This window comes from Polaromonas sp. Polasp52 (genome assembly GCF_059491565.1).
In genome coordinates this window covers 3,277,315-3,303,968 of record NZ_CP168513.1, presented here as the reverse complement: position 1 = coordinate 3,303,968, position 26,654 = coordinate 3,277,315, and the positions used below count along the sequence as shown (strand labels likewise).

The following is a 26,654-nucleotide window of genomic DNA, read 5'->3' as shown; positions in this document are numbered from 1 at the left end:
CACCGGCGGCTGGCGCCGGTCTGCGATTGTCCAGGCTGGTATCCGGACATTTTTAGATCTGAACCATTTCAAAGTCTTCCTTGCGCGCGCCGCATTCGGGGCAGGTCCAGTTCATGGGCACTTGGGCCCATGGCGTCCCGGGAGCAATGCCATGTTCGGGCGCGCCGGCAGCTTCGTCGTAAATCCAGCCACAAATTAAACACATCCACGTCGTTGATTGAGTCACAGCTTAAGTTGCCTTCGAATAGAATGCAACAATTGTATCGAGGCGGCGTTGCTTATTCGCGTACAAGGCAAAATCGCAGCCTATGGCAAACCCCAAAACACCTCAACTGGACAGCCGACAGCTCCAAATCGAGGACACCGACGCATCACCGGCCTGCGTCATGACATTCAATGCCAACGACCCCAGCGGAGCCGGCGGGCTGACGGCGGATATCGCCTCCATCACCTCGGCCGGCGCGCATGCGCTGGCGGTTGTAACAGGCGCCTATGTGCGCGATACGGCCGAAATCTTCGACCACTTCGCCTTCGACGAAGAAGCTGTAACAGACCAGGCCCGCTCGGCGCTGGAAGACATGCCGGTGTCGGCCATCAAGGTCGGCTTTGTCGGCAGCCCCGAAAACATCTCCACCATCGCCGAAATCGCCTCGGATTATGCCGATGTGCCGCTGATTGCCTACATGCCCAACCTCTCCTGGTGGGAAGAAAGCGAAATCGACAGCTATTTGGACGCCTTTCGCGAGCTGATGCTGCCGCAAACCACGGTGTTGGTCGGCAACCACAGCAGCCTGTGGCGCTGGCTGCTGCCCGACTGGCCGGGCGAGCGCAATCCCACGGCCCGCGACATCGCCAAAGCCGCCGCCGACCTCGGCGTGCCCTATACCCTGGTCACCGGCGTTCCCATGCCCGACCAGTTCATCGATAACGTGCTGGCCACGCCGCAGGCGGTGCTTTACAGCGAAAAATTCGAGCGCTTCGAGGCCGTGTTCGCCGGCGCCGGCGACACCCTGTCCGCCGCGCTCTCGGCCCTGCTGGCTAACGGCCACGACCTGCAGGCGGCCACCGCCGAAGCCCTGACCTTCCTGGACCACAGCCTGGACGCCGGTTTTCACCCCGGCATGGGCAATATCGTGCCGGACCGCCTGTTCTGGGCGCAGGCCGACGTTGACCCCGAAGACGACGAATCCGGGGAGGAAGCGGGCGACGCCAATGACGACGTCGAGCTGACGTCCAAACCCTCTCTTGACCTGCCCCCCAATGGAACCACCAAACACTAAGCCCGCAACCCCCCAGGCAGCCTCCCGAAACGACGCCCTCTTTGAACGCGCCAAAAAGCTGATCCCCGGCGGGGTCAATTCCCCGGTCCGGGCCTTCAAGGCCGTGGGCGGCACGCCGCGCTTCGTGCAGCGCGCGCAGGGCGCCTACTTCTGGGATGCCGACGGCAAACGCTACATCGACTACATCGGTTCCTGGGGTCCCATGATCCTGGGCCACGGCCACCCGGCGGTGCTCGAGGCCGTGCAAAAAGCCGCGCTGGAGGGCTTTTCCTATGGCGCGCCCACCGAACGCGAGGTCGAGCTGGCCGAAGAAATCGTGCGGCTCGTGCCTTCGCTCGAAATGGTGCGGCTGGTCAGCTCGGGCACGGAAGCCGCCATGAGCGCCATCCGCCTGGCGCGCGGCGCCACCGGGCGCAGCAAGATCATCAAGTTCGAGGGCTGCTACCACGGCCATGCCGACGCCCTGCTGGTCAAGGCCGGCTCGGGCCTGGCCACCTTCGGCAACCCGACCAGCGCCGGCGTGCCGCCCGAAGTGGTGCAGCACACCCTGGTGCTCGAATACAACCACCTGGCCCAGCTTGAAGAAGCCTTTGCCCTGCACGGCAAGGACATCGCCTGCCTGATGATTGAACCCATCGCCGGCAACATGAACTTCGTGCGCGCCAGCCTGCCTTTCATGAAGCGCTGCCGCGAGCTGTGCACGCAGCACGGCGCGCTGCTGGTGTTCGACGAAGTCATGACCGGTTTTCGTGTGGCCCTGGGCGGCGCGCAAAGCGTCTACGCCCGCGGCATCCCCGGCTTCAAGCCCGACATGACGGTCATGGGCAAGGTCATAGGCGGCGGCATGCCGCTGGCCGCCTTTGGCGGCACCCGCGCCGTGATGGAGCAACTGGCTCCTCTGGGCCCGGTCTATCAGGCCGGGACCCTTTCAGGCAACCCGGTCGCCACTGCCTGCGGCCTGGCAACCCTGCGCGAAATCGCCAAGCCCGGTTTTTACGAAGCACTCAGCGAACGCACCCGCACCCTGGTCGCCGGCCTCACCCAAGCGGCCGCCAAGGCCGGCGTGCCGTTTTGCGGCGACAGCGAAGGCGGCATGTTCGGCTTTTTCCTGATGGGGCAATTGCCGCAGAACTACGCCACGGTAATGACCACCGATGGGCCGTCGTTCAACCGCTTCTTCCATGCGATGCTGGAGAGCGGGGTTTATTACGCGCCCGCGCTGTATGAAGCGGGTTTCGTCAGCTCGGCGCACACGGCGGCGGATATCGACGCCACGGTGGATGCCGCGGCGAAGTTCTTTGCCGGGAACTGAAAAAGGCGAGAGCTGTCAGCCAAGAGAAAAAAGCTATTCATGGCTTTTGAAGTTGACAATTGCCCACCCGGTGGGCCCACGGAGCTGGTTGCGGAACACCAGTGTTTAGTCGATCTTCTGCAGCGCCATCCGCACTGGGGATGCCTTGACTATCTGAACCAGCGCTTCATTGACAGAGCGCGCGGTGCGGCGCTGTACTACATCCAGGGATTCGGGATGGGGCACGGCCGAACATTTGCGCTTGTTCAAGACAAACAGATTGTCCGCTTCGATGTGACACGTGCCATGCGCGCGTCCGATTCAACCCAACAGACAATTGACATCACGACACTGACCATTCCGGAACAGCTTGATGCAAAACGCTCCGACATACAGAGCCTGATCAAAGATGCTCTGGTTGCCTACAACCAGGAAAAGCCATTCGCATTTTGGTATCTCGGAAAAACCGGCGTCAATTTTGAGAAAGCTCGCTGGATCCTCATTCCCCAACGGTACTCCAAACTCTACTGGCGGGAAAAAGCCACGACGTGGTGGGCCAAGCAAAAGCCCAAGCTTGCAAGACTGCGCGATTTTCTAACAAGCCCGCTGATTGCCCTGGTCGCGCTGGGCGGGCTCCTGGCGCGGGCATGGATGGAAGCAAACGTTCCTGTTTGGGCGCTTATCCTGTCAGGCACATGGCTTTGTTGGCGATTGAACCGGTACGACGGTGATTATGTTTTCAGGTTCTGGTTTATCGGGCAGGCAAGGTTCAAGAACGCCTTGCTGGCGTCTTCCCTTGTAATGCAACGAATCATGGAGCCCGTGCCGCTCAAAGCCATGGCGGTGGAGGTTCATTTCGCGCCGGACCATTTAAGAAGCTGCACAGTCAAAGTGGTGAACACCACTGTTTTCCCGGTTCCCTTTCTCTCCATCGGCGCGTACGACCTCGCGGACTTGCTGGCGCCTGGGCTCACAGACGCCCTACGCGCAAAGAATGGCGGCGCGATCAATGCCAAGGATATGGAAAGCGCGTTCCCTTGCCTGCAGCGCAAATGGCTCTTGCCCCGGCAAACCGTCACATGGCAAGTGCCTCTGTTGAACGATTACCCCCCGAAAGACCCGGGACCTGAGATCAACGCCATCGTCACCATTTCAAGGCTCGTCTCCGGCGAGTCGAAGCACGGTCCAAGAGTCTATTGTTTGCCTGTCACGACTAACATGTTCTCAAGGGCTCGCGAGAGGTTCAAGAGCAGCGGGCATTGACGACTTCATTGCCGCATCGCAGCAATGAGGATTTCAGTGCCGGAAGTGCCTGACTCCAGTCAACACCATCACCACCTCGCGCTCATTGGCGGCGGCAATGACCTCATCATCCCGCATGCTGCCGCCGGGCTGGATCACACAGGTCGCGCCGGCGTCCACCACCACGTCCAGGCCGTCGCGGAAGGGGAAAAAGGCGTCGCTCGCGACCGCCGAGCCCTGCAGGGTCAGGCCGCCATTGGCGGCTTTGATGGAGGCGATGCGGGCCGAGTCGATGCGGCTCATCTGGCCGGCGCCCACGCCTAACGTCATGCCGTCGGCGCAGAACACGATGGCGTTGGACTTGACGTACTTGGCGACCTTCCAGGCAAACAGCATGTCGTGCAGCTGTTCCTGCGTGGGCTGCAGCTTGCTGACGACCTTGAGGTCGCCTATGGCCAGTTCGTGGTTGTCGGCGGTCTGCATCAGCAGGCCCGAGCCCACGCGCTTGACGTCCATCAGGTTGCGGCCCTGTTTCCAGGCGGTGTCGCCGCCGGGCGGCAGGTCTATCTGCAGGATGCGCACATTGACCTTGCTCTTGAAGACTTCCAGCGCTTCCGGGCTGAAGGCGGGCGCCATCAGCACTTCGACAAACTGTTTGGAGATCTGCTGCGCGGCGCGCTCGTCGAGCGGGCAATTGAGGGCGATGATGCCGCCGAAGGCCGAGGTCGGGTCTGTCTTGAAGGCCTTGCTGTAGGCCTCCAGGCCGTCCTTGCCCACGGCCACGCCGCAGGGGTTAGCGTGCTTGACGATCACGCAGGCGGCGCCGTCCTTGATGAGGTCGAAGCTCTTGACGCATTCCCAGGCGGCATCGGCGTCGGCAATATTGTTGTACGAGAGCTCCTTGCCCTGCAGCTGTTTGGCCGTGACCAGCGAGCCGGGCGCGGGATACAGGTCGCGGTACAGCGCCGCCTGCTGGTGCGAGTTTTCACCGTAGCGCAGATCCTGCACCTTGATGAAGCGGCCGTTGGCCTGGCCGGGAAACATGCCGTGGCTGCCGTCGGCCTGGATGCCGGAGAGGTAGTCGCTGATGGCGCCGTCGTACTGGCTGATGCGGTTGAAGGCGGCCACCGAGAGGGCGAACTTGGTCTTGTCGCTGAGCTTGCCGCCGGCTTTCAGTTCGGCGAGCACGCCCGCATACTGCGAGGCGTCGGTCAGCACGCCGACGTCCTTCCAGTTCTTGGCGGCGGAGCGCACCATGGCCGGGCCGCCGATGTCGATGTTCTCGATCGCGTCTTCCAGCGTACAGCCGGGCTTTGCCACGGTGGACTCAAAGGGGTAGAGGTTGACCACCAGCAGGTCTATGGTGTCTATGCCGTGGGTTGCCAGCGCCGCCATGTGTTCGGGCACATCGCGCCGGGCCAGCAGGCCGCCGTGGATCTTGGGGTGCAGGGTCTTGACGCGGCCGTCCAGCATTTCCGGAAAGCCGGTGTGGTCGGCGACTTCGGTCACCGGCAGGCCGGCGTCGGCCAGCAGCTTGGCCGTGCCGCCTGTGGACAGCAGCTTGATGCCCAGGGCGTGCAGCGCCTGCGCGAATTCGAGGATGCCGGTTTTGTCGGAAACGGAAATCAGTGCGTTCATGGTGGTGTTCTCAAAAGGGAGCCGGTTCGAAAGCCCGGAAAGGTCCGGGCGGCGGGAATTGTTATTTGATGAGCTTGTGCTCGACCAGCTTCTTGCGCAGGGTGTTGCGGTTCAGGCCCAGCCATTCGGCGGCGCGCGACTGGTTTTGTTCGGCGTGCTGCATGACGACCTCCAGCAGGGGCTTTTCCACCACCTTGACCATCATGTCGTACATGCCGTCGGGCTCGGTGCCGCGCAGGTCCTTGAAATAGCCTTCCAGACTGGTGCGTACGCACTCTTCGATGTGTTTCTTGCTCATGCAGCAGCTTCTTCCTGATTTTTATCTTTGTTCGCCCGTGCCTGCCCTGGCACGCCCTCTTCAACATCTTCGCCGGCCCCGGCAGTAGCGGCCGGGATACGGTCCATCTGCGTGCCCAGGCCCTCAAAAAAACCACTGACCGCGCGCAGCTGGGCCTCGCAGTCTTCCAGCAAATTCATGCGCGCGCGAAAGGCCTCGCCGCCGGGCAAGGACTTCACGTACCAGCCGATGTGCTTGCGCGCGGTGCGCACGCCGGTGAACTCACCGTACAAATCGTAGTGGTCGCGCAAATGGTCGACCAGCAGGCGCTCCACTTCGGCCACCAAAGGCGGCGCAAGATGCGTGCCTGTGGCCAGGAAATGCGCCACCTCGCGGAAAATCCAGGGCCGGCCCTGGGCCGCGCGGCCAATCATCACGGCATCGGCGCCGGTGCGGGCCAGCACGTCGCGGGCTTTCTCGGGGCTGTTGATGTCGCCGTTGGCCACCACTGGAATGCGCAGCGCGGCCTTCACGGCGGCAATGGTGTCGTATTCGGCCGCGCCCTTGTATCCCTGCTCGCGTGTGCGGCCGTGCACGGTGACCATTTGCACACCGGCGTTCTCGGCGGCGCGGGCAATCGCCAGCGCGTTTTTTTCGGCCTGGCACCAACCGGTGCGCATCTTGAGCGTGACCGGGACCCCTTGCGGCGCGCATGCGGCGACCACGGCCTCCACGATCTGCAGCGCCAGGGTTTCGTCCTGCATCAAGGCCGAGCCGGCCCACTTGTTGCAGACTTTTTTGGCCGGGCAACCCATGTTGATGTCGATGATCTGCGCGCCGCGGTCTATGTTGTAGGCGGCAGCTTCAGCCATCATCTGCGCGTCGGTGCCGGCGATCTGCACGGCGATGGGAGCGGCCTCGCCTTCATGGTTGGCGCGGCGCGAGGTCTTCAGGCTGTCCCACAGGTCCTTGCGCGAGGTCACCATCTCGCTGACGGCGTAGCCCGCGCCCAGCTTCTTGCTGAGCTGGCGGAACGGCCGGTCCGTCACGCCGGCCATGGGCGCGACAAACAGGTTGTTTGCCAAAGCGTAGGGGCCGATGTTCATGGGATGAGGGACTGGGGCTTGCTGAAAAAGGAGGCACGATTGTACCTGCCCAAAATTTCAGCAATTGAAATTTCCGCGCGGACTTGTAAGTGTCTTCCCGACAAGCCGGGGCGTTCAGCTCTGCCTATACTCGAATGCATATATGGAAGCCTGGATTCACCGCCTGATAGAAATTTTGGCCTTGCCCGAGTACGGCCTGAGCACGGTCTTCGTGGTGTCTTTCATTTCAGCCACGCTGCTGCCGCTCGGTTCGGAGCCCGTGGTCTTCGGGCTCGTCAAACTCAATCCCGCCATGTTCTGGCCGGCGGTGCTGGTCGCCACCGCGGGCAACACGCTGGGCGGCGCGCTTGACTGGTGGATGGGCTACGGCGCCCACAAGGTGGTGGACAAGTACCAACATTCCTCGCACCACGGCCGCGCGATACGCTGGCTGGAGAAGCTGGGGCCGAAGGCCTGCCTGCTGGCTTGGCTGCCGGTGGTGGGCGACCCGCTGTGCGCGGTCGCGGGCTGGCTCAAATTTCCGTTCTGGCCTTGCCTGGCTTACATGGCGGTTGGAAAATTCGCGCGCTACTTGCTAATGACAGGCAGCCTGATCTGGGCGTTTCCGGGCGTGGTGACCGGATAAATCAGAAGCGCTCGTGCGCAAGCAAATAGCGCCACTGGCCGGGCTGCAATTGGCTCATCGCCACACGGCCTATGCGCAGTCGCTTCATGCCTTGCACCGTGAGGCCCACGCTTTCGCACATATAGGCGATCTGCCCCGGCACTTCGCCCTTGAGGGCAAAACGCAAGCGGGTTTCGCTTTGCCAGCTGACCTTGGCCGGCGGCAGCAGCGCGCCCTTGTAGGTGAAGCCGTGGTCCACGCGGTTGAGCCGCTCCAGGCCGCCGGGCTTGATATCGCCGGCGACATCGACGACGACTTCATGCTCCATCACACGGGCGTCTTCGCGCAGCTTGCGCGTCACGCGCCAGTCCTGCGTCAGCACCACCAGCCCGCTGGCCGGCGTGGCCAGCGGCGTCACCAGTTCCACCGACGAGAAATGTTTTTTGAGCGGACGGATGCCGGAACTGTCGCCGGGTGATTGCGTGGCAGGCGATAGCAAGGCAGCCAGGGAGGCCGCACTGCCGTCCTGCCCGGCCTCATAGCCCGCGGGTTTGTGCAGCAGCAAGGTCACGGGTGCCAGCGCCAGCAGGCTGGCGTCCTTGGCCAGCACAATCTGCTGGTCGAGCACGCGGAACTGCGGCTCCTCAACGAGGACGCCGTCGACGCTGACCCAGCCGCCCTCGATGTACTGCTCGGCCTCGCGGCGCGAGCAGGACAGCATTTCGGCCAGGCGCTTGGCGAGGCGAACGGGTTCTGTCATCGCGGCGATGCCGTCATGGCGTGAAGGGGAAATCAGCCCTGCGCCGCCACCACACCGATTTCCACGTGGTACTTGGCCGCCGCCAGGCGCGGGCTCATGACCGTGGCGCGCGCCGGCGTGGCGCCCGGCACCACCCAGGCTTCCCAGGCGCGGTTCATGTCACCGAAGCTGTCCATGTCGGTCAGCCAGATGGTGGCGCTCAGCAGGCGCGACTTGTCGCTGCCGGCGGCCGCCAGCAGGCGGTCGATATTGGCGAGGATGCTGCGGGTCTGTTCGTAGACGCCGGGGCCGGCGTCATCACCGGCCACCTGGCCCGCGAGGTAAACGGTTTTGTTGTGGATGACGGCCTGGGACATGCGGGGGCCGGTTTCGATGCGTTGGATGGACATGGTGTTCTCTTTCAAAGCGAGTGTTTAACGGGACGGCTTGTTCAACAAGCCGGGGACGGCGCCGCCGGGCGCCCGATTTCAAACAGCCCTGGCGCGGGCCGTCTTGTGCATTGTGGCGCGACTTGCATCGCGCCGCCGGCCATGGGGCCTTATGCGCTGCCGGCGCACGCCGGCAGCCTCGCCGCTCAGCTGCTGAACAGGAAGTTCATCACGTCGCCGTCCTTGACGACGTATTCCTTGCCTTCGCTGCGCATCTTGCCGGCGTCCTTGGCGCCCTGCTCACCCTTGTAGGCAATGTAGTCGGCAAACGCGATGGTCTGGGCGCGGATATAGCCTTTCTCAAAATCGGTGTGGATCACGCCGGCCGCCTGCGGGCCGGTGTCGCCGACATGGATGGTCCAGGCGCGCACTTCCTTGACGCCCGCGGTGAAGTAGGTCTGCAGGCCCAGCAGCTTGTAGGCCGCCAGGATCAGGCGGTTCAGGCCCGGCTCGTCCTGGCCGATCTCGGCGAGGAACATTTTTTTGTCTTCCTCTTCCATGTCGGCCATTTCGGCCTCCATCTTGGCGCAGATCGCCACCACGGGCGCTTTCTGGGCTTCGGCGTAGGCTTTCAGGCGGTCCAGCAGCGGGTTGTTGTCAAAGCCGTCTTCGGCCACATTGGCCACAAACATGGCGGGCTTGGCGGTGATCAGGAAGAACTGCTTGAGCAGCGGCAGCTCTTCCTTGCTGAAGTCCAGGGTGCGCACCGGCTTGCCCTCGTTGAGAGCGGCCTGGCATTTTTCGAGAATGACGACCAGCTTGGCCGACTCCTTGTCGCCCGAGCGCGCGACCTTGGTCACGCGCTGCAGAGCTTTTTCGACGGCAGCCAGGTCGGCCAGGCACAACTCGGTCTGGATGACTTCGATGTCGGAGATCGGGTCCACCTTGCCCGCCACATGGATGACGTTGTCGTCTTCAAAGCAGCGCACCACATTGATGGTGGCATCGGTTTCCCGGATGTGGGCCAGGAATTTGTTGCCCAGGCCTTCGCCCGTGCTGGCGCCCGCCACCAGGCCGGCGATGTCCACAAACTCGACGATGGCCGGAACAATGCGTTCGGGCTTGACGATCTCCGCCAATTGGGCCAACCTCGGATCGGGCACTTCCACAATGCCGACATTCGGCTCTATGGTGCAAAAAGGGTAGTTCTCGGCCGCGATCCCCGCTTTGGTCAACGCGTTGAAAAGGGTGGATTTTCCGACGTTAGGCAAGCCTACAATGCCGCACTTCAAACTCATGAGAAACCTTCAAAAACAGGCTGAGAAGTGTATTCGATGCGCGTTCGGCCAGGGTTGGGGTGTTTTACGGCAGGCCTTCGCCACCCTTTTGCTGGGCGGGTCTTTGCTGCTGCAGGCCGGGCCGGCGCAGGCCCAGCCGGTCATGGCCCTGAACGACGCGAACCCGGTCATGGACGCGCGCACCAGCGGCCTCATGTGGATAGATGCCAGCGGCCAGGCCAGCATTGAACAAGTCGCCGGCGGGGGCAAGGCGGGCGCGGCCTTCGTGCCGCCGGCCGCGGACTCCATTCATTCGCTGGGCCCACAGGCGGCGCTGTGGCTGCATTACCGCTTTGCCCGGTCTTCCGGCTCGCACCAGGACTGGCTGCTGGCCTTTCCCCTGCCCTTGCTGGACCTGGCGACCGTATACCAGCGTGCGAGCGCAACGGGCGGCTGGACTTCCCAGACCGCCGGCGACACCCTGGCGGTCTCCAGCTGGCCCGAGCCCGGCCGCTACGGGCAGTTCGAGCTCAACCTGCCGAACGACGGCGTGTACGACGTCTACGTGCGCATACAGCACCAGACGGAAGTCAGCATCCCGGTCCAGGTCAGCACGCGCAGCAGCCTGGCGCAGCGGCTGCAGCTGGAATACCTGGCCATAGGCGTGGTGTTCGGCGCGCTGGTACTGCTGATCGTCGCCTGCGTCGTCCAAAGCTGGGTCTACCGCGACAAGGCCTACGGCTGGTATGCCGTTTACGCATCCATCATGGCGCTGGTGGTGGCGGCCTGGACCGGTGTGGCCGGCCATTTGCTGTGGAGCAACTTCAGCGCCTGGAACAACATGGCACAGGGCTGCCTGGCCATCCTGGGCGGCGGCTCGGCGCTGCTGGTGGTGCATCACCTGTGCGGCGCGGGTTCGCGCCACAGGTGGTTTGAGCGCCTGGCCTACTGGACCGGCGCGGCCGGCGTGCCGCTGGCCCTGGTCTATCTCGTTCTGGAGCGCGGGCTGGGCGTACGCCTCATCAGCGCCTACCTGGTGGCGGTGGTGGTCATGGGGATCAGCCGCGCCTTCATGACGTGGCGGCGCCAGGACGTCGTCGGCTTCTGGGTGCTGGCGGCCTTTGTCCCGCTGGGGCTGGTGACGCTCATGACCGTCACCAGCATCCTCGGGCTGTTTTCGGTGTCGTGGCTGTCCCAATACGGCTTGATGGCGGCGCTGGCGATTGAAGTGCCCCTGCTGCTGGTGGCGCTGAACATGCGTTCGCGCGAACGCCACGCGGTGGAAGCGCGCGAGCAGGCCATGTCCAGCCAGGACGCGCTCACCGGCCTGCTGGCCGCCCACCTTTTCCACGACCGCTTCAAGCAGGTGGTGGGCCGGGCACAGCGCCACAAGGAGCCGGCCGCGGTGGTCTACATCGAACTGGTCAACTACCGCTACATCAAGAAGACCTGGGGCACGGCCGTGGCCGAGCAGAGCCTGCTGCGCAGCGTCATCAAGTTGCGCCGCATCCTGCGCGACGTCAACACGGTGGGGCGCATCGACGAAGCCCGCTTCGGCCTGATCCTCGAAGGCGTTTCATCGCGCGCGCCCGTCACCGACCTGGCGGCTCGCCTGATCGCCGCCGGCCTGATGCCGCTCAAGGGCCTGAAACCGGAGGTGGTGCTGCAGTTCCATGTCGCTGGCGTGCTCTTTAGCGAGCGCCTGGGCAGCCATGAAGAAATTTCCGCGGCCCTGGCCGACCTGCTGCACAGCATGGCCGCGCGTACCCGCCGGCCCATCCGGTTTCTGGAGCCGGAATCGACACATCCCATGCCGCTGGCGACCGACTCAGGCTTTGACGGCGCCGATTCCGGGCCGCAAGCGCCCGCAGCAGCCCCCGACACGCCCCATGCAGCCCACGCAGCCCATGCGCCGCTGCGGGCGGTCAAAAGTCACTCAAACCGGTAGCTGGCGCCCACGGCCTGGCCCACCTTGAGCTGGTGGTCAATGCCGGCCAGCACAATGGCGTTCATGCCGAAGGTCAGCGCGCCGTTGACGCGCGGGTCCTGCCGGTAGGTCTGCAGCATGTCGCCCACCTCGGGGCTGCTGGTCGCCGTGGCCGGGTCGATATTGGGAATCGGGCAGCGCGGGCAGGGCTTGACGGGCTTGAGCTGCGCCGGGCCCTGCTCCGTCGCGATCTGCAGCAGGTCGACGCGGTCCTCGTCATGCGGCGCCAGGCCTTGGTCGCCGGCCGCGTCGCCCAGCACGATGTTGGGACGAAAGCGCTCCATGCCCACGGCGGCCGCACCCGCGGCAACAAGCTTTTCATTGAACTGCGCGAGCGAGGCCTCGCTGAGCACCAGCAGCGAATAGCCGTCGCTGAACTGGTTGAGCGCCTCCAGGCCGCCGGTCCACTCGGTGTTGCAGACCCGCTTGTGTTCGGGATCGAAACGCACCAGGCGCGCCGTGCGGCCCAGGAAGTCGCTGAACCACTGGGCGGCGATGGGGCCCATGTCGTAGGCCTGGACCTCGTCCTTCCAGACCTTCACGCGCACCGGTTCCTCGACCTGGTCCAGGGCGATATGCAGGGCCAGCATGCCGGGCGCGCGCAGCACCATGTCGTGGTACCTGAGCTGCGGCTTGATCAGCGCCATGCGCGGCAGTTCGCGCTGCGTGAGGAAATGCCCTTTGTCGTCCACCACCATCCAGGCGCGGTCGAATTCCAGCCCGGTCTCGGTCAGCAAGGCCTCCTGCACCTGGACACCGGCGCAGGATTTGACCGGATACACATAGAGGCGCGAGATCACCGCGTTCAGGTCAAAAGCGGCATCGGCCATGGCGGGGCTTGCCGGTGTGTCGTTCAATGCGTGGCTCACGTCGTCAAATCCTTGTGAATGCGGGAAAGGAGGGAAAAGGGCTGGCCCGGAACGCCGATTTTGCCCTGCCTTCTAAAATGGGGCATGTCCAAGACTTTTGATGTCTGTATCCGCGGCGACGGCGTGGTAGGCCGCACGCTGGCCCTGCTGCTGGCGCGTGAGCGTTTGCGCGTTGCGCTGGTCGCCCGTCCTGAAAAAGCCGCGGGAGCGCAGCCCGCCGATGTACGCGCCTACGCCCTGAACAGCGCCTCGCGCGGCGTGCTGGAAGCCTTGCGCGCCTGGCCCGAGGCAGCCTTTGCCACGCCGGTGCTGGAAATGCAGGTCTGGGGCGACGACGGCGGCAAGCTCGATTTCACCGCGCGCAGCGTGGGCCAGGACGCGCTGGCCTGGATTGTGGACGTCCCGGCGCTGGAGCAGCAACTGGTGCAGGCGGTGCGCTACCAGCCGCAGATTGAAACCGTGGCCGAACCGGCCAAAGCCGCGCTGCAGGTGATCTGCGAAGGCCAGAAAAGCGCCAGCCGCGACGAATTCGGCCGGCTGCGGCCGGTCAACTGGACGGTCAAACCCTATCCGCAAAAAGCCATTGCCGCCCGGCTGGAGCTGGACATCCCCCACGGCGGCGTGGCACGCCAGTGGTTCGCCGGCGGCGATATCCTGGCTTTGCTGCCCTTATCCGGCGACCAGGGGAACTTGGCGGCGCTGGTGTGGTCAGTCCCTGTGGAGCGGGCCGGCGCGCTGGAAAAACTGTCGCCTGAAGAATTCTGCAAGGCCCTGGAGGCCGTGTGCGGCCAGGAAGCTGGCAAGCTTCGGCTGACCAGCGAGCGGGCCAGCTGGCCGCTGTCGCTGTCAAGTGCAGGGCATTGGGTAGGTCCGGGCTGGGCGCTGGCCGGCGATGCGGCGCACACGGTGCACCCGCTGGCGGGCCAGGGCCTGAACCTGGGCCTGGCCGACGCGGCCTGCCTGGCCGGTGTGCTGGCGCAGCGTGAATACTGGCGCGGGCTGGGTGACGAAAAACTGCTGCGCCGCTATGAAAGGGCCCGCAAGGCCGACGTCGCGGCCATGGGCGCGGTGACCGATGGGTTGCACGGGCTTTTTGCGCAGACCGACGGGCGCTGGCAGGCTTTGCGCAATTGGGGTATGAAGGGCTTTGAACGCAGCGGTTTCCTGAAAAACTGGCTGACGCGGCAGGCTGCGGGTTTGTGAGTTATTGAATTTTGTGAAACAGGCCGGCCGAAAAATGCCGACACACCGGGAATGACCATGAGAATTCTGAAAACCATCACCGTCCTGGGCCTGCTGGCCTGCGGCTTGGGCTCCGCATTGGCGCAGGAAGCCGCGATCCGCAAAAACCTGGCGGAAAGAATGCCCGCCTTCGCCAAGATCGATGAAATCAGCAAGACGCCCATCAACGGCCTCTACGAAGTCCGGATCAACGACAGCGATATTTTTTACACCGACGCCGAGGGCAACTTCCTGATCCAGGGCAACCTCATCGACGTGCGGGCCAAACGCAACCTGACCGAAGAGCGCGTGGAAAAACTCAGCGCCATCGACTTTGCCGCCCTGCCCATCAAGGATGCCTTCACCATCGTGCGCGGCAACGGCAAGCGCAAGCTGGCGGTGTTTGAAGACCCCAACTGCGGTTATTGCAAACGTTTCGAGCGCGACCTGCAAAAGGTCAACGACGTCACCGTTTACATGTTTCTTTTTCCCATCCTGAGCCCGGACTCCACCGACAAGGCCAAAAACGTCTGGTGCGCCAAGGACCAGGGCAAGGCCTGGGTTGACCTGATGGTGCGCGACCAGCCGGTCGCCAAGGGCAGCTGCGACACCTCCGTGCTGGAGCGCAACCTGGCCCTGGGCAGGAAACACAAGATCACCGGCACGCCCACGCTGTTTTTTGAAGACGGTTCGCGTGTCCCCGGCGCCATCAACGCGCAGCAGGTAGAGCAACAACTGGCCGCCGCAAAACCGCGCTAAGGCCGCTGGGACGGAACCTGGGGTATTCTGTGCACAAGATGCCAGGCCCCACACGAAATACCCGCCCCCCCGTTCACTACCGCGTCGAAATCGGCGACCTTCACGCCCATCTCTTTCGCGTCACCCTCACCATCGCCCAGCCCGATGCACTGCAGCGGGTTTCCTTGCCCGTCTGGATTCCCGGCAGCTACCTGGTGCGGGAATTCTCCAAAAATCTGCAAAAACTCGAGGCCCGGCAGGCCGGCAACACGCCGCTACCGGTGGAGCAGCTCGACAAATGCAGCTGGCAAGTTCAATGCTCGCCCGCCAAGCCGCTGGTGCTGCGCTACGAGGTGTATGCCAACGACAACTCGGTGCGCACCGCCTGGCTGGATGCGAACCGCGGTTTTTTCAACGGCACCAGCCTGTGCCTGAGGGTGCAGGGCCGGGAAAAGGCCGAACACCTGCTGGAGGTCCCGGCGCCCAAGTCACTCAAAGGCTGGTCGCTGGCCACCGGCCTGGCGCCGCGCGACACCAACAAACAGGGCTTTGGCAGCTATGCGGCGGCCGACTACGACGAGCTGGTCGATTGCCCGGTGGAAATGGGTGCCTTCTGGAGCGGCAGCTTCACGGCGCGCGGCGTGCCGCACCGCGTGGTGGTGGCGGGCGCCACGGCGAGTTTCGACGGCGCCAGGTTGCTGGCCGACACGCAGAAAATCTGCGAAACCGAAATCCGCTTCTGGCATGGCGCCAAAAAAGCGCCCTTCCGCCATTACCTGTTCATGCTCAATGCCGTCGACGACGGCTACGGCGGACTGGAGCACCGCAACTCCACCGCGCTGATCTGCAAGCGCCAGGACCTGCCGCGTGTGGGCGAGGCGCGCAGCACCGAGGGCTACACCACGCTGCGCGGCCTGATCAGCCACGAGTACTTCCACACCTGGAACGTCAAGCGCCTGCGCCCCGCGGAATTTGAAAGCTACGACTACACCGGGGAAAACTACACCCGGATGCTGTGGTTTTTCGAGGGCTTCACCAGCTACTACGACGACCTCTTCCTGCGCCGCGCAGGCCTGCTGGACAACGCCGGCTACTTGAAGCTGCTCAACAAGACCATCAACCAGGTCATGCAGACCCCGGGCCGGCTGGTGCAGTCGGTGGCCGAGGCCAGCTTCGACGCCTGGGTGAAGTACTACCGGCAGGATGAAAACACGCCCAACGCCACGGTGAGCTACTACACCAAGGGCTCATTGGTGGCGCTGTGCTTTGACCTCACGCTGCGCGCCGAGGCCAGGGAACACCGGCGCGCCAAGGCCGGCACGCTGGACGACGTGATGCGCGCCCTCTGGCTGCGCTGCGGGGCCGGCCCCATGCGCGAGGCCGATTTCGCGGAAGAACTCGCGGCGGCCGGGCACAGGCCGTACGCGGCGGAACTCGCCCGCTGGGTCCACGGGCGCGACGAGCTGCCGCTCAAGGCGCTGCTGCTGCAGCACGGCGTAGCGGTGCTGGAAGAGCCCGCGCAGCTGGCCCACCGGCTGGGCCTGCGCGTGGGCGAAAGCCAGGGTGTGGTGCAGGTCAAGACGGTGCTGCGCGGCGGTGCGGCTGAGCGGGCCGGCTTTGCGGCCGGCGATGAATGGCTGGGGCTGGAACCCGCCGCCAAGGCCGCGGCGCGGGGCATGGACGGCGGCTGGCGCATGAGCCGGCTCGACGACCTCACGCACTACGCCGGCGACGCCAAAAAAGTCATTGCCCTGGTGTCGCGCGACAAGCGCCTGATGCGGCTGGAGCTGGCCATGCCGCCGGCGCTGACCACCTGGCGCCTGGCGGTGCAGGACGCGGCGCTGATGGACCAGTGGCTGGGGCCCAAGGCCTGATCTATTCGCCTTTGAAAACCGCGGGCCGCTTTTCCAGGAAAGCGGCCACGCCCTCAAAATAATCGTGTGTGCGGCCCAGGGCCGACTGCATGTCGCGCTCCGCATCCAGCTGCTGGTGCAGGGTGCGCGTAAGGCCCTCGCGCATCAGCTGCCGGGTTGCCACCAGGGCCCGCGTCGGCAGCGCGGCCAGCCGCTGCGCCAGGGCCGTGGCGGCGGCCAGCGCGTCGTCCGCCACTTCCCAGACCAGCCCCCATTCCTTGGCCTGCGCCGCCGGCAGCTTATCGCCCGTGAGCGCCAGGCCCATGGCCCGGGCCAGCCCCAGCTTTTGCGCTAGCAGCCAGCTGCTGCCCGCATCGGGCACCAGGCCTATCTTGCTGAAAGCCTGGATAAAGCTGGCGCCGGGGGCGGCCACCGCCATGTCGCAAGTCATGGCCAGCGAAGCGCCCGCCCCCGCGGCCACGCCGTTCACGGCCGCCACCGTGGGCTCGCGCAGCCCCAGCAGCCGGCGCGCCGTGGGGTTGAAGGCCTGGTCGATCAGCGGGCCCGGGTCGGCGCGTTCGACCAGGCTGGGGCCGGGCGCGAAATCAAATTCCGACAGGTCGGCGCCCGCGCAAAAGCCGCGGCCGGCACCGGTGACCACCAGCGCGCGCACTTGCGTGTCGGCCTCGGCCCGGTCCAGCGCGGCCCAGAGCTCGCGGTGCATTTGCCGCGTAAAACTGTTGAGCGCCTGCGGGCGGTTCAGCGTGACGACGGCCACGGCGCCTTGCGTGGCATACAGAACAACGGGGTCGGCGGTGGAAGCGATATCGGTCATGGCGGGGCTCTCCTGCCTCGAATCTAGCACCCGCGGCGGGGCGAGCAGGGTCCCGGCTCATGGCATCATTGCCCCAGCATTTTTCCGTATTCCCGGCAAAGGACCTCTTTCATGACCTACGAAACCATTGAAACCCGCACCGAAGGCCCGGACGGCCGCAAGGTCGCCATCGTCACGCTGAACCGGCCCAAGCAGCTCAACGCCCTGAACGACCAGCTGATGGACGAACTGGGCCAGGCGCTCAAGGGCTTTGACGCCGACGAGGGCATAGGCTGCATCATCCTGACCGGCAGCGAAAAGGCTTTTGCGGCCGGCGCCGACATAGGCGCCATGGCCACTTACACCTTTGCCGACGTCTACAACAAGGACTACATCAGCCGCAACTGGGAGCAGATCCGCAGCGTGCGCAAGCCGGTGATCGCGGCCGTCAGCGGCTTCGCCCTGGGCGGCGGCTGCGAGCTGGCCATGATGTGCGACTTCATCATCGCCGCCGACAACGCGCGCTTCGGCCAGCCCGAGATCAAGCTGGGCATCATCCCGGGCGCCGGCGGCACGCAGCGCCTGCCGCGCGCGGTGGGCAAGTCCAAGGCCATGGACCTAGCCCTGACCGGCCGCATGATGGACGCCCAGGAGGCCGAGCGTTCGGGCCTGGTGAGCCGCGTGGTGCCGCTGGACAAGCTGATGGACGAGGCCCTGGGCGCCGCCCTCATGATCTGCGGCTTCGGCCAGACCAGCCTCATGGCCGCCAAGGAGGCCGTCAACCGCGCCTTTGAAAGCGGCCTCAGCGACGGCGTGATGTTCGAGCGCCGCCTGTTCCACGCGCTGTTTTCGACCGAAGACCAGAAAGAAGGCATGAACGCCTTTGTGAACAAGCGCAAGCCGGTTTTTAAACACAAGTGAGCACCAACCAGTAGGGGCCGCGGGACTGGCTTTGCCAGACCGCAGGCGCCGCCCCCTCGAGGCGGGAACAAGCTACACGCAGTGAGCTTGGACGGGGGTGGATTTATACCCTCAGTTTTGGCTATAATATGAGGCTGTCGGTCGTATAGCTCAGTTGGTTAGAGCGCAGCATTCATAATGCTGATGTCGGTGGTTCAAGTCCACCTACGACCACCAAGAATACTTTCAAAGCCCCAGAGGGTCCCCTCCCCTGGGGCTTTGTTCTTTGTGTTCTTGGCCTTTGCGGGTCTTTTGTGGCGCGCTTCGGCCGTTCTTTGCTATCCTTTTGATATTCAACAGCCTCTGGACACATACCATGAACCGCTGCAACTTCCGTCCGACTCCCTTCCTCCTGGCACTGGCCGTCTCTGCCGCCCTGCCCGCCCTGGCCCAAACCGACCAGAGCCCCCAGGCCGTCCAGGCCACGTCTTCCACCGAAGCCGTCAAACCCAACGTCAGGCAGTTCCCCGCCAAGGCCGTGCGCGGCGAAATGGTGGTGCTGGCGCCACCGGTGATTTCCATCGACGGCAAGCGGGAACGGCTCTCGGTGGGCGCGCGCATACGCGACACCAACAACCACTTCACGCTGTCCGCGCCCTTGCTGAACAAGCCCTTGCTGGTGAACTATGTGCGCGACAACACCGGCCTGGTGCATGAAGTCTGGATCCTCAACGCGGAAGAGGCCAAGGAAAAGCGGCCGGGCGGCACCGCCACGCTGTTCAACTTCACGACCGACAGCGCCAGCAAGGCGCCGGCGGACAACGGCAAGACGCCGTACGACCAGCTGCCCGCCTACAAGCGCTGAGTTCCCCGCCCGGGCATTCGCCGTTTCCACGGCATTTCCCCCTTCTTCACGGGGCCCGGGCCCCCTCCCCCTTTAACGGCGAATCCTACGGCCCAGCGCCAGCAGATCATGAGTAAAAAAGTCTTTATCAAAACCTTTGGTTGCCAGATGAACGAGTACGACTCGGACAAGATGTCCGACGTGCTGCACGCGGCCGAGGGCTACGAGCCCACGCAGGACATGGAGCAGGCCGACCTGATTTTGTTCAACACCTGTTCGGTGCGCGAAAAGGCGCAGGAAAAGGTCTTCAGCGACCTGGGCCGCGTCAAGCACCTGAAGGAAAAAGGCGTGCTGATCGGTGTGGGTGGTTGCGTGGCCAGCCAGGAAGGCGCGGCCATCATCCAGCGCGCGCCCTACGTCGACGTGGTCTTCGGCCCGCAAACCCTGCACCGCCTGCCGCAAATGCTGGCCAGCCGGGCCCGCTTGGGCAAGCCGCAGGTCGACATCAGCTTCCCCGAGATCGAAAAATTCGACCACCTGCCGCCGGCGCGCGTCGAGGGCGCCAGCGCCTTTGTGAGCATCATGGAAGGCTGCTCCAAATACTGCAGCTACTGCGTGGTGCCCTACACCCGCGGCGAAGAGGTGTCGCGGCCTTTTGAGGACGTGCTGGTGGAGGTCGCGGGCCTCGCCGACCAGGGCGTCAAGGAAGTCACCCTGCTCGGGCAAAACGTCAACGCCTACCGAGGTCCCATGGGCGGCACCGCCGAGATCGCCGATTTCGCGACGCTGCTTGAATACGTGTCCGACATCCCGGGAATCGAGCGCATCCGCTACGTGACCAGCCATCCCAACGAGTTCACGCAAAGCCTGATCGACGCCTACGCCAGGCTGCCCAAGCTGGTGAACCACCTGCACCTGCCGGTGCAGCACGGCTCCGACCGCATCCTGATGGCGATGAAGCGCGGCTACACCGCCATGGAATACAAGAGCACGGTGCGCAAGCTGCGCGCCATCCGCCCCGACCTGGCCATGAGCAGCGACTTCATCGTCGGCTTTCCCGGCGAAACCGAGGACGACTTCAACAAGCTCATGAAGCTGATCGACGAGATCGGCTACGACACCTCCTTCAGCTTCATCTACAGCCCGCGCCCCGGCACGCCCGCCGCCGCGCTGCACGACGACACGCCGCACGAGGTCAAGCTGCGGCGGCTGCAGCACCTGCAGGCCACCCTCGACGACAGCGTGCGCGCCATCAGCGCCAGCCGCCAGGGCACGGTGCAGCGCATCCTGGTCGAAGGCGCCTCACGCAAGGACCCGACCGAACTGATGGGCCGCACGGAATGCAACCGCGTGGTCAACTTCAAGGGCCAGCCGCGGCTGATCGGCCAGATGGTCGACATCACCATCACCCAGGCCACGCAGCGTTCGCTGCGCGGCGAAGTCCTGACGCGGGACGTCCCCGTGGCGGCCTGAAGCCGTCCTTGCTCCACTACCCGACGCGCATGCTGCAGCGATTTTCGTTCCGGCAACTGCTGGTCATCGCTTTCCTGCTGATTGCCGCGCTGCTGGGCGCCGCCTCGCTGCGGGCGCTGTTCACCCTGGAAGAGCTTTCGCTGCAAAGCCGCGACAATGCCGCCCGGGCGCTGGACCTCAGCCGCGCCGCGCAATCGCTCAGCGAGCGCAGCGTTTCCATGGAGCGCACTTCGCGGCAGTCGGTGGTGCTCGACGACCGGGTGCTCAGGGAGCGTTTTGCCGAAGAACTGAAGGAAGCCGGCGACATCCTGGCGGTGCTGGCGCGCGAGGACATCCCCGCCGTCAGGGCCCGGCAATGGCGCGCCCACCTGCAGACGATTGCCGGCCTGCTGACCGGCCCGGCCGACACCGCACTGGACCGCGAGCGCCAGCTGGCACAGGAGTTCCGTGAACTGGAGGGCATCAACGCCGCCATCGCGGTGCAGGTGCAGCAAGCCATCCAGCAGCGCAACAAATCGCTGGAAGGCAAGCTGGAGGCCAGCCGGCAGCGCCTGACGCAGCAGGTGACCTGGGCCATCGTGCTGGCGGTCGCCATGGCCCTGGCTTTCGGTGTGTGGTTCACGCTGCCGCTGCGCCGCCTGGAAAACGCCATCGTGGGCCTAGGCGAAAACCGGCTCGGCCAGGTGATCGCCATCCAGGGCCCGGCCGACCTGGCGCTGGTCGGGCAGCGGCTGAACTGGCTGCGCCTGCGGCTGGTCGAGCTGGACGCCGACAAGTCGCGCTTTCTGCGCCACATCTCGCACGAGCTCAAGACGCCGCTGGCCTCGCTGCGCGAAGGCGTATCGCTGCTGGAAGACGGCGTGGCCGGCGCGCTGAGCAACGACCAGCGCGAGATCGCGCAAATCCTGAAGCACAACACCGGCGTCCTGCAAAGCCAGATCGAGGACCTGCTGCGCTTTAACACCGCGGCCTTCGAAGCGCGCCAGCTGCACCGGCAAAGCGTGGACCTGCTGCAGCTCACGGAAGAACAGGTCTATGCCCAGCGCCTGCAGTGGCGCGCGCGCGAGCTGACGGTCACCGTCGTGGGCGAGCCGCTGGTGATGGAAATAGACGCCGAAAAAATCGGCACCGCGCTGGCCAACCTGCTGTCCAACGCCATCCGCTACTCGCCGGCCAAAGGCATGATCCGGCTGGAGCTGAGCGCGATGCGGGGTTTTGTGCGCATCGACGTACACGACCAGGGCGTGGGCGTGGCGATGGCCGACCGGGAACGGATTTTCGAGCCCTTTTACCGCGGTGAACGCCAGCCGGCCGACGTGGTCCGCGGCAGCGGTATCGGCCTCTCAATCGTGCATGAATACATTGCCGCACACGGCGGAAGCATCACCCTGATGCCGGACCAGCCTGGTGCACACTTCAGAATAGAGCTTCCCCATGTTTCCAAGCAGTGATTTCTCCCCTTCCGCGCTGGCCGCCCGCCTCCCCGGCTGGCTGCCGGCCCTGATGGCATCGGCCTTGCTCGCCGCGTGCGGCAGCGGCGGCCGCGCCCCTGAGCGCGGCGCCGACACCGCGGCCGTCCAGCCCACCCGGGCCGCGGCCTCCGCCGCCGACACCGCGCGCGCCGGCGCCGGCCAAACCACGCCGCTTCCCGAAGCGGTGGTGTTTGCCAGCGGCATGACGCTGCGCATGCTGGCCTACGCCGAACGCGTGCGCGTCATGCCGCCGGCCGAACTCGGCCAGGAAGCCAGCCGGCTCGGCGACGCCGCCAGCCCCGAAGCCCAGCTGCAGCTCTCGCTGGTGCTGAGCCAGCTGCGCCAGCTGCCTGAGCTGATACGCGCCCAGGAACTGCTTGCGCGCGTGCTCGGCAATGCCGACGCCCAGGCGCTGCACCCGCTGGCCCGCCTGCTGGCGTCGCGCTACAGCGAGCAGCGCCGGCTCGAGGAACAGCTGGAAAAGCAGAACCAGCAACTGCGCGACGTGCAGCGCCGGCTGGACCAGACCAACGAACGGCTGGAAGCGCTCAAGGCGATTGAACGCAGCCTCACCAGCCGCCCGCCCGCGGCGCCGGCCTCGGCGCCCGCCGCCGGCAAGCCTCGCCCCGCTACGCCATGAACGACATCGGCAGCGCCATTTCGCCCCACCTGCTCGTCGTGGACGACGATGCGGACATGCTGCGCCTGCTCACCATGCGGCTCACCGCGGCGGGCTACCGCGTCACGGCCGCCACCTCGGCCGAAGCGGCACTGACCCAGCTCCACATCGAGCGGCCGCAACTGGTGCTCAGCGACGTGCGCCTGCCCGGCAAGGACGGCCTGGCGCTGTTCGACGAAATCCGCCGGCAGCATCCTTCACTGCCGGTGATCCTGCTGACCGCGCACGGCACGATTCCCGACGCGGTGGAGGCCACCGAGCGCGGCGTGTTCACCTACCTCACCAAGCCCTTTGACGGCAAGGGCCTGCTCGACAAGATCGCCCAGGCGCTGGCCTTGAGCGCCCCCGCCAGCCCGGCCAAACGCGGCAGCCCCGAAGCCTGGCAGAGCCAAATCATCAGCCGCTCCAGCCGCATGGCCGAGGCCCTGGCCGAGGCGCGCATGGTGGCGCAGTCTGACGCCAGCGTGCTGCTGCGCGGCGAGAGCGGCACCGGCAAGGAACTGCTGGCCCAGGCCATCCACCAGGCCGGCCCGCGCGCCAGCAAGCCCTTTGTCGCGGTGAACTGCGGCGCCATCCCCGAAGCCCTGCTCGAATCCGAGCTCTTCGGCCACGTCAAGGGCGCCTTCACCGACGCGGTGGCCAACCACAAGGGCCTGTTCCAGGCGGCGGACGGCGGCACGCTGCTGCTCGACGAAATCGGTGACATGCCGCCTGCCCTGCAGATCAAGCTGCTGCGCGTGCTGCAGGAACGCGTGGTGCGGCCGCTGGGCTCCAGCCAGTCGATTCCGGTGGACGTGCGCATCATCTCGGCCACCCACCGCGACCTGGACGCCGCCATGGCCGAGGGCCAGTTTCGCGCCGACCTCTATTACCGGCTCAACGTCGTCACGCTGACCCTGCCGCCGCTGTCGGAGCGCCGCGAGGACATTCCCCTGCTGGCCAACCACTTCCTGCTCAAGCTGGCCGCCAAATACGACAAGCGCCTGAGCGGCTTCGCGCCCGAGGCCCTCAAGGCACTGAGCACGGCCGCCTGGCCGGGCAATGTGCGGCAGCTCTACAACGTGGTGGAGCAGGTCTGCGCGCTGTCGACCACGCCGCTGGTGCCGCTGGCGCTGGTGCAGCGGGCCCTGCGCTCACCCAGCGTGCAGGTGCTCACGTTTGCCGAGGCCAGGCAGCGTTTCGAGCGCGACTACCTGGTGGGCCTGCTCAAGCTGACCGACGGCAACGTGGCGGACGCGGCCCGATTGGCGGACCGCAACCGCACCGAGTTTTACCGGCTGATGCAAAAACACGGCCTCACGCCGGGTCACTTCAAGGCCGAGAATTCCGGCACGGCAAGCTGAGCCTGTCCCAGCTCGCTGCGCGCCGTCGCTGAGCAGCGACACCCGTAAGCCCTTGATTTAAAACAAGTTAACCGAACCACTTCCGGAAGTTGTCGCTCACTGGCGACAAAAATGGCGATTCCGGGCGCTTTTGAGTCGGATTACATCTTGTTAAGTGAGGTATCACACTCAAGCTGTTGATTTAAAACAGCTTTTCCAAACTGGCACAGGGTTTGCCCTAGTCATGGCATGCCAGCCTTTTTTCAGTCTCTCCAAAGCGGTTTGCCGGCCCTGCGTCCGACCCGCTTTGCGGCCAGCGCCGGCCTCACGGCGTTGCTGTTCGCAACGGCGCAGGCCCAGGCATTCAACCTCGACGATGTGGCCGCAATGGCCCGCCAGCGCTCGTTAACGCCCTGGCGCGAAGCCTCCCACGCCGTGCCCGCCGAACTGGCCAGGATGGCCTACGACAACTACCGGGACATCCGCTTCAACGCCGCCAACACGCTGTGGCGCGCCGACAAACGGCCTTATGAGGCGAGCTTTTTCCGCGTCGACCGGCATGGCGATTCGGTACGCATTCACGAAATCACGACAACCACACCGTAAGCGAAACATGGACCAACCTGATCACACCCTGATACCGTCCGGCGCGCGCAGCCTGCTGCGCGAGGAACGTCATCCGAATTCGGTCACGGCGCCGCCGCTGAACCGCGGCTCCATGGTGCCGCGCCCCTGGCGCGGTTTCTGGAACAGCATGGCAACCGCGCTGTTGCTGCCCTTGATGTCCATGTTCAAGGCCGGCGACCCGGCGGCCTTGCGCCCCTTGCCCGCCGCCCGGCCCGCGCCCTGGCAGCGCGCGGCCAGGCGCCGCCGCGCGGTGTTCCTGCTGCTGACGCTGGTCAGCACGGTGCTGGCGACCAGCATCTTTGCCGACATGCAGCCCGACTACGACAACGCCTGGCTGCAATATGGCCAGATCAGCCTGTTTGCGCTGCTCTCAGCCTGGGTGGTGACCGGCTTCATGACCGCGATGATGGGTTTTTACGTCACTCTCTTCGGCGACAGGCACGCGCTGTCGGCGAAAAAAGTCCAGCACTACCCGCTGGATGCGTCCACGCGCACCGCCATCATCATGCCCATCTGCAATGAGGACGTGCGCACCGTGTTCGCCGGCCTGCGCGCCACCTGCGAGTCGGTGGCCATGACAGGCCACGTGCGGAGCTTCGACGTGTTCGTGCTGTCCGACAGCAACAACCCGGACATCATCCAGGCCGAGCGCGCCGCCTGGGAAGACCTGCGCGCCCAGCTGGCCGGCCACCCCGACCAGCCGCAGATCGAGGTCTATTACCGCCTGCGCAGGCGCCGCACCGACCGCAAGGCCGGCAACGTGGCCGACTTCTGCCGCCGCTGGGGCAAGGACTACCGCTACATGGTGGTGCTGGATGCCGACAGCGTGATGAGCGGCGACTGCCTGGTCTCCATGGTCAAGCTGATGGAAGCCAACCCCAGGGCCGGCATCATCCAGACCGCCACCCAGGCCATAGGCCATGTGACCCTGCATGCGCGCGCGCAGCAGTTCGCCTCGCGCGTGACGGGGCGCCTGTTCACCTTGGGCATGCAGTTCTGGCAGATGGGCGAGTCGCACTACTGGGGCCACAACGCCATCATCCGCATAGAACCCTTCATGAAACACTGCGCGCTGGCCCACATCCCGGGCACGGGCGGCATGGCCGGCAGCATCATGTCGCACGATTTTGTCGAAGCCGCGCTGATGCGCCGCGCCGGCTACCACGTCTGGCTGGTGGGCGACCTGGTCGGCAGCTACGAGCAGCAGCCGCCCGACCTGCTGGCCGAGCTGCAGCGCGACCGCCGCTGGTGCCAGGGCAACCTGCAGAACTCGCGCCTGATCGCCGAGCCGGGCATACACCCGGTGCACCGCTCCATGTTCGGCACCGGCGCCATGGCCTACCTGTCGGCGCCGCTGTGGCTGTGCTTCCTGACCCTGGGCACCGCGCTGTGGCTGTCGGGCTCGCCCATGATCGCCGACTGGACCCTGCTGCCGGGTGAGCTGATGTCGCTGTGGGCCTGGACGCTGTGCATGCTGTTCCTGCCGCGCATCCTGGGCATCGCCGCCGTGCTGATCAACCGCCAGCAGCAGTCCTACGGCGGCACCGCCAGCCTGCTGCGCAGCGCGCTGCTGGAAACCCTGATCGCCCTGCTGCAGGCCCCCATCCGCATGCTGGCGCACTCGCTGTTCGTGGTGGTGGCGCTGACGGGCCTGAAGCTCGAATGGAAATCGCCCCCGCGCGAAGCGGCCGCGGTGCCCTGGCGCCATGCGCTGGCGCAGCTGGCACCCATGTCGGGCGTGATCGCGCTGCTGGCCGTCGGCATCGCCGTGATCGACGCGCGCGCACTGGTCTGGCTGATCCCGGTGGGCCTGCCGCTGCTGCTGTCCATCCCGATGACGGTGCTCACCAGCAAGGTCGGCGTGGGCACGGCCCTGCGCGCGCAAAACTACCTGCTGATTCCGGAAGAGACCCGCTCCCCCGCGGTGCTGCGCCGCGCCTGGCTGCATGCCAGCCGGCTGGCCCAGCCGCGGCTGAAGGCGGCCTGAAATTCCCTTCCCAAATAAAAAGCCG

The 26,654-nt window shown here is 65.3% G+C and carries 25 protein-coding genes and 1 tRNA gene; 17 read left to right on the top strand and 9 right to left on the bottom strand.

Annotated features, from left to right (window positions below):
• Window positions 1-52: 52 nt before the first annotated feature.
• Window positions 53-226 carry a rubredoxin gene (locus ACEN9P_RS15425; protein WP_074576308.1) on the bottom strand — a complete coding sequence of 58 codons (174 nt, stop codon included), beginning with the start codon at window positions 224-226 and terminating at the stop codon, window positions 53-55.
• Between the two features lie 82 nt (window positions 227-308).
• Here ACEN9P_RS15425 and thiD point away from each other — a divergent pair, with 82 nt between their 5' ends.
• From thiD to ACEN9P_RS15410, 3 genes are read left to right on the top strand one after another with little or no spacing between them, the layout of a single operon-like run.
• Entirely contained in the window at window positions 309-1,280 is a 972-nt protein-coding gene (thiD, locus tag ACEN9P_RS15420) for a bifunctional hydroxymethylpyrimidine kinase/phosphomethylpyrimidine kinase (RefSeq protein WP_074576306.1), read from the top strand.
• Entirely contained in the window at window positions 1,261-2,592 is a 1,332-nt protein-coding gene (hemL, locus tag ACEN9P_RS15415; RefSeq protein ID WP_477661389.1) for a glutamate-1-semialdehyde 2,1-aminomutase, read from the top strand. Before thiD ends, hemL begins: the two co-directional genes overlap by 20 nt.
• 39 nt (window positions 2,593-2,631) lie before the next feature.
• Entirely contained in the window at window positions 2,632-3,834 is a 1,203-nt protein-coding gene (locus tag ACEN9P_RS15410) for a hypothetical protein (protein WP_495619733.1), read from the top strand.
• 33 nt (window positions 3,835-3,867) lie between these two features.
• On the opposite strand, the gene purH is transcribed toward ACEN9P_RS15410, so the two are convergent.
• The 3 genes from purH to dusB all read right to left on the bottom strand — a co-directional run bounded on the left by purH (window position 3,868) and on the right by dusB (window position 6,834).
• On the bottom strand, window positions 3,868-5,451 hold the full coding sequence (purH, locus tag ACEN9P_RS15405) for a bifunctional phosphoribosylaminoimidazolecarboxamide formyltransferase/IMP cyclohydrolase (protein WP_477661391.1): 1,584 nt from the start codon (window positions 5,449-5,451) through the stop codon (window positions 3,868-3,870).
• Between the two features lie 61 nt (window positions 5,452-5,512).
• On the bottom strand, window positions 5,513-5,749 hold the full coding sequence (locus tag ACEN9P_RS15400) for a Fis family transcriptional regulator (protein ID WP_007864972.1): 237 nt from the start codon (window positions 5,747-5,749) through the stop codon (window positions 5,513-5,515).
• On the bottom strand, window positions 5,746-6,834 hold the full coding sequence (gene dusB, locus ACEN9P_RS15395) for a tRNA dihydrouridine synthase DusB (RefSeq protein WP_477661392.1): 1,089 nt from the start codon (window positions 6,832-6,834) through the stop codon (window positions 5,746-5,748). Before dusB ends, ACEN9P_RS15400 begins: the two co-directional genes overlap by 4 nt.
• 142 nt (window positions 6,835-6,976) lie before the next feature.
• Between dusB and ACEN9P_RS15390 the strand changes: the two genes are divergently transcribed.
• On the top strand, window positions 6,977-7,459 hold the full coding sequence (locus tag ACEN9P_RS15390; protein ID WP_477661393.1) for a YqaA family protein: 483 nt from the start codon (window positions 6,977-6,979) through the stop codon (window positions 7,457-7,459).
• Window position 7,460: 1 nt separating this feature from the next.
• Here the strand turns inward: ACEN9P_RS15390 and ACEN9P_RS15385 are convergent, their stop codons facing one another.
• From ACEN9P_RS15385 to ychF, 3 genes are all read right to left on the bottom strand, one after another.
• Window positions 7,461-8,198, bottom strand: a complete 738-nt coding sequence (locus tag ACEN9P_RS15385; RefSeq protein WP_495619732.1) for an rRNA pseudouridine synthase — start codon at window positions 8,196-8,198, stop codon at window positions 7,461-7,463.
• Window positions 8,199-8,230: 32 nt separating this feature from the next.
• Complete coding sequence (locus ACEN9P_RS15380) at window positions 8,231-8,587, bottom strand: RidA family protein (RefSeq protein ID WP_074576817.1); 357 nt, start codon at window positions 8,585-8,587, stop codon at window positions 8,231-8,233.
• Between the two features lie 185 nt (window positions 8,588-8,772).
• Window positions 8,773-9,864, bottom strand: a complete 1,092-nt coding sequence (ychF, locus tag ACEN9P_RS15375) for a redox-regulated ATPase YchF (protein ID WP_074576293.1) — start codon at window positions 9,862-9,864, stop codon at window positions 8,773-8,775.
• On the opposite strand from ychF, the gene ACEN9P_RS15370 reads away from it, so the two are divergent.
• A complete protein-coding gene (locus ACEN9P_RS15370) occupies window positions 9,863-11,791 on the top strand; it encodes a sensor domain-containing diguanylate cyclase (RefSeq protein ID WP_495619731.1) in 1,929 nt (642 codons plus the stop codon). The two genes, ychF and ACEN9P_RS15370, sit on opposite strands and share 2 nt — an antisense overlap.
• Here ACEN9P_RS15370 and ACEN9P_RS15365 read toward each other — a convergent pair.
• Window positions 11,776-12,660: an MOSC domain-containing protein gene (locus tag ACEN9P_RS15365; protein WP_477713113.1), complete on the bottom strand. Its 885-nt coding sequence runs from the start codon at window positions 12,658-12,660 to the stop codon at window positions 11,776-11,778. The genes ACEN9P_RS15370 and ACEN9P_RS15365 overlap by 16 nt on opposite strands.
• Window positions 12,661-12,783: 123 nt before the next feature.
• Between ACEN9P_RS15365 and ACEN9P_RS15360 the strand changes: the two genes are divergently transcribed.
• From ACEN9P_RS15360 to ACEN9P_RS15350, 3 genes are read left to right on the top strand one after another with little or no spacing between them, the layout of a single operon-like run.
• Window positions 12,784-13,902 (top strand): FAD-dependent monooxygenase, encoded by a 1,119-nt coding sequence (locus ACEN9P_RS15360; protein ID WP_477661396.1) that lies wholly within the window; start codon window positions 12,784-12,786, stop codon window positions 13,900-13,902.
• A 57-nt stretch (window positions 13,903-13,959) separates the two neighbouring features.
• The gene (locus ACEN9P_RS15355; RefSeq protein WP_495619730.1) at window positions 13,960-14,679 is read left to right on the top strand and encodes a DsbC family protein; all 720 of its coding nucleotides are present in this window, start codon (window positions 13,960-13,962) and stop codon (window positions 14,677-14,679) included.
• A 38-nt stretch (window positions 14,680-14,717) separates the two neighbouring features.
• A complete protein-coding gene (locus ACEN9P_RS15350; RefSeq protein ID WP_495622187.1) occupies window positions 14,718-16,532 on the top strand; it encodes a M61 family metallopeptidase in 1,815 nt (604 codons plus the stop codon).
• Window position 16,533: 1 nt separating this feature from the next.
• Here the strand turns inward: ACEN9P_RS15350 and ACEN9P_RS15345 are convergent, their stop codons facing one another.
• Entirely contained in the window at window positions 16,534-17,346 is an 813-nt protein-coding gene (locus ACEN9P_RS15345; protein WP_495619729.1) for an enoyl-CoA hydratase-related protein, read from the bottom strand.
• A 111-nt stretch (window positions 17,347-17,457) separates the two neighbouring features.
• Here ACEN9P_RS15345 and ACEN9P_RS15340 point away from each other — a divergent pair, with 111 nt between their 5' ends.
• From ACEN9P_RS15340 to mdoH, 9 genes are all read left to right on the top strand, one after another.
• Complete coding sequence (locus tag ACEN9P_RS15340) at window positions 17,458-18,246, top strand: enoyl-CoA hydratase (RefSeq protein WP_495619728.1); 789 nt, start codon at window positions 17,458-17,460, stop codon at window positions 18,244-18,246.
• Between the two features lie 139 nt (window positions 18,247-18,385).
• A tRNA-Met gene (locus ACEN9P_RS15335) sits at window positions 18,386-18,462 on the top strand.
• Window positions 18,463-18,601: 139 nt separating this feature from the next.
• Window positions 18,602-19,090 (top strand): hypothetical protein, encoded by a 489-nt coding sequence (locus ACEN9P_RS15330; protein ID WP_477661400.1) that lies wholly within the window; start codon window positions 18,602-18,604, stop codon window positions 19,088-19,090.
• A 108-nt stretch (window positions 19,091-19,198) separates the two neighbouring features.
• Window positions 19,199-20,542: a tRNA (N6-isopentenyl adenosine(37)-C2)-methylthiotransferase MiaB gene (miaB, locus tag ACEN9P_RS15325; protein WP_477661401.1), complete on the top strand. Its 1,344-nt coding sequence runs from the start codon at window positions 19,199-19,201 to the stop codon at window positions 20,540-20,542.
• Between the two features lie 29 nt (window positions 20,543-20,571).
• On the top strand, window positions 20,572-21,993 hold the full coding sequence (locus tag ACEN9P_RS15320; protein ID WP_495622186.1) for a sensor histidine kinase: 1,422 nt from the start codon (window positions 20,572-20,574) through the stop codon (window positions 21,991-21,993).
• Entirely contained in the window at window positions 21,977-22,654 is a 678-nt protein-coding gene (locus ACEN9P_RS15315; RefSeq protein WP_495619727.1) for a hypothetical protein, read from the top strand. Before ACEN9P_RS15320 ends, ACEN9P_RS15315 begins: the two co-directional genes overlap by 17 nt.
• Window positions 22,651-24,036, top strand: coding sequence for a sigma 54-interacting transcriptional regulator (locus tag ACEN9P_RS15310; protein ID WP_495619726.1), 1,386 nt, complete (start codon window positions 22,651-22,653; stop codon window positions 24,034-24,036). Before ACEN9P_RS15315 ends, ACEN9P_RS15310 begins: the two co-directional genes overlap by 4 nt.
• A 228-nt stretch (window positions 24,037-24,264) precedes the next feature.
• Complete coding sequence (locus tag ACEN9P_RS15305; protein ID WP_495619725.1) at window positions 24,265-24,621, top strand: glucan biosynthesis protein; 357 nt, start codon at window positions 24,265-24,267, stop codon at window positions 24,619-24,621.
• A gap of 7 nt (window positions 24,622-24,628) precedes the next feature.
• Window positions 24,629-26,629 (top strand): glucans biosynthesis glucosyltransferase MdoH, encoded by a 2,001-nt coding sequence (gene mdoH / locus ACEN9P_RS15300; RefSeq protein ID WP_495619724.1) that lies wholly within the window; start codon window positions 24,629-24,631, stop codon window positions 26,627-26,629.
• Window positions 26,630-26,654 lie beyond the last annotated feature (25 nt).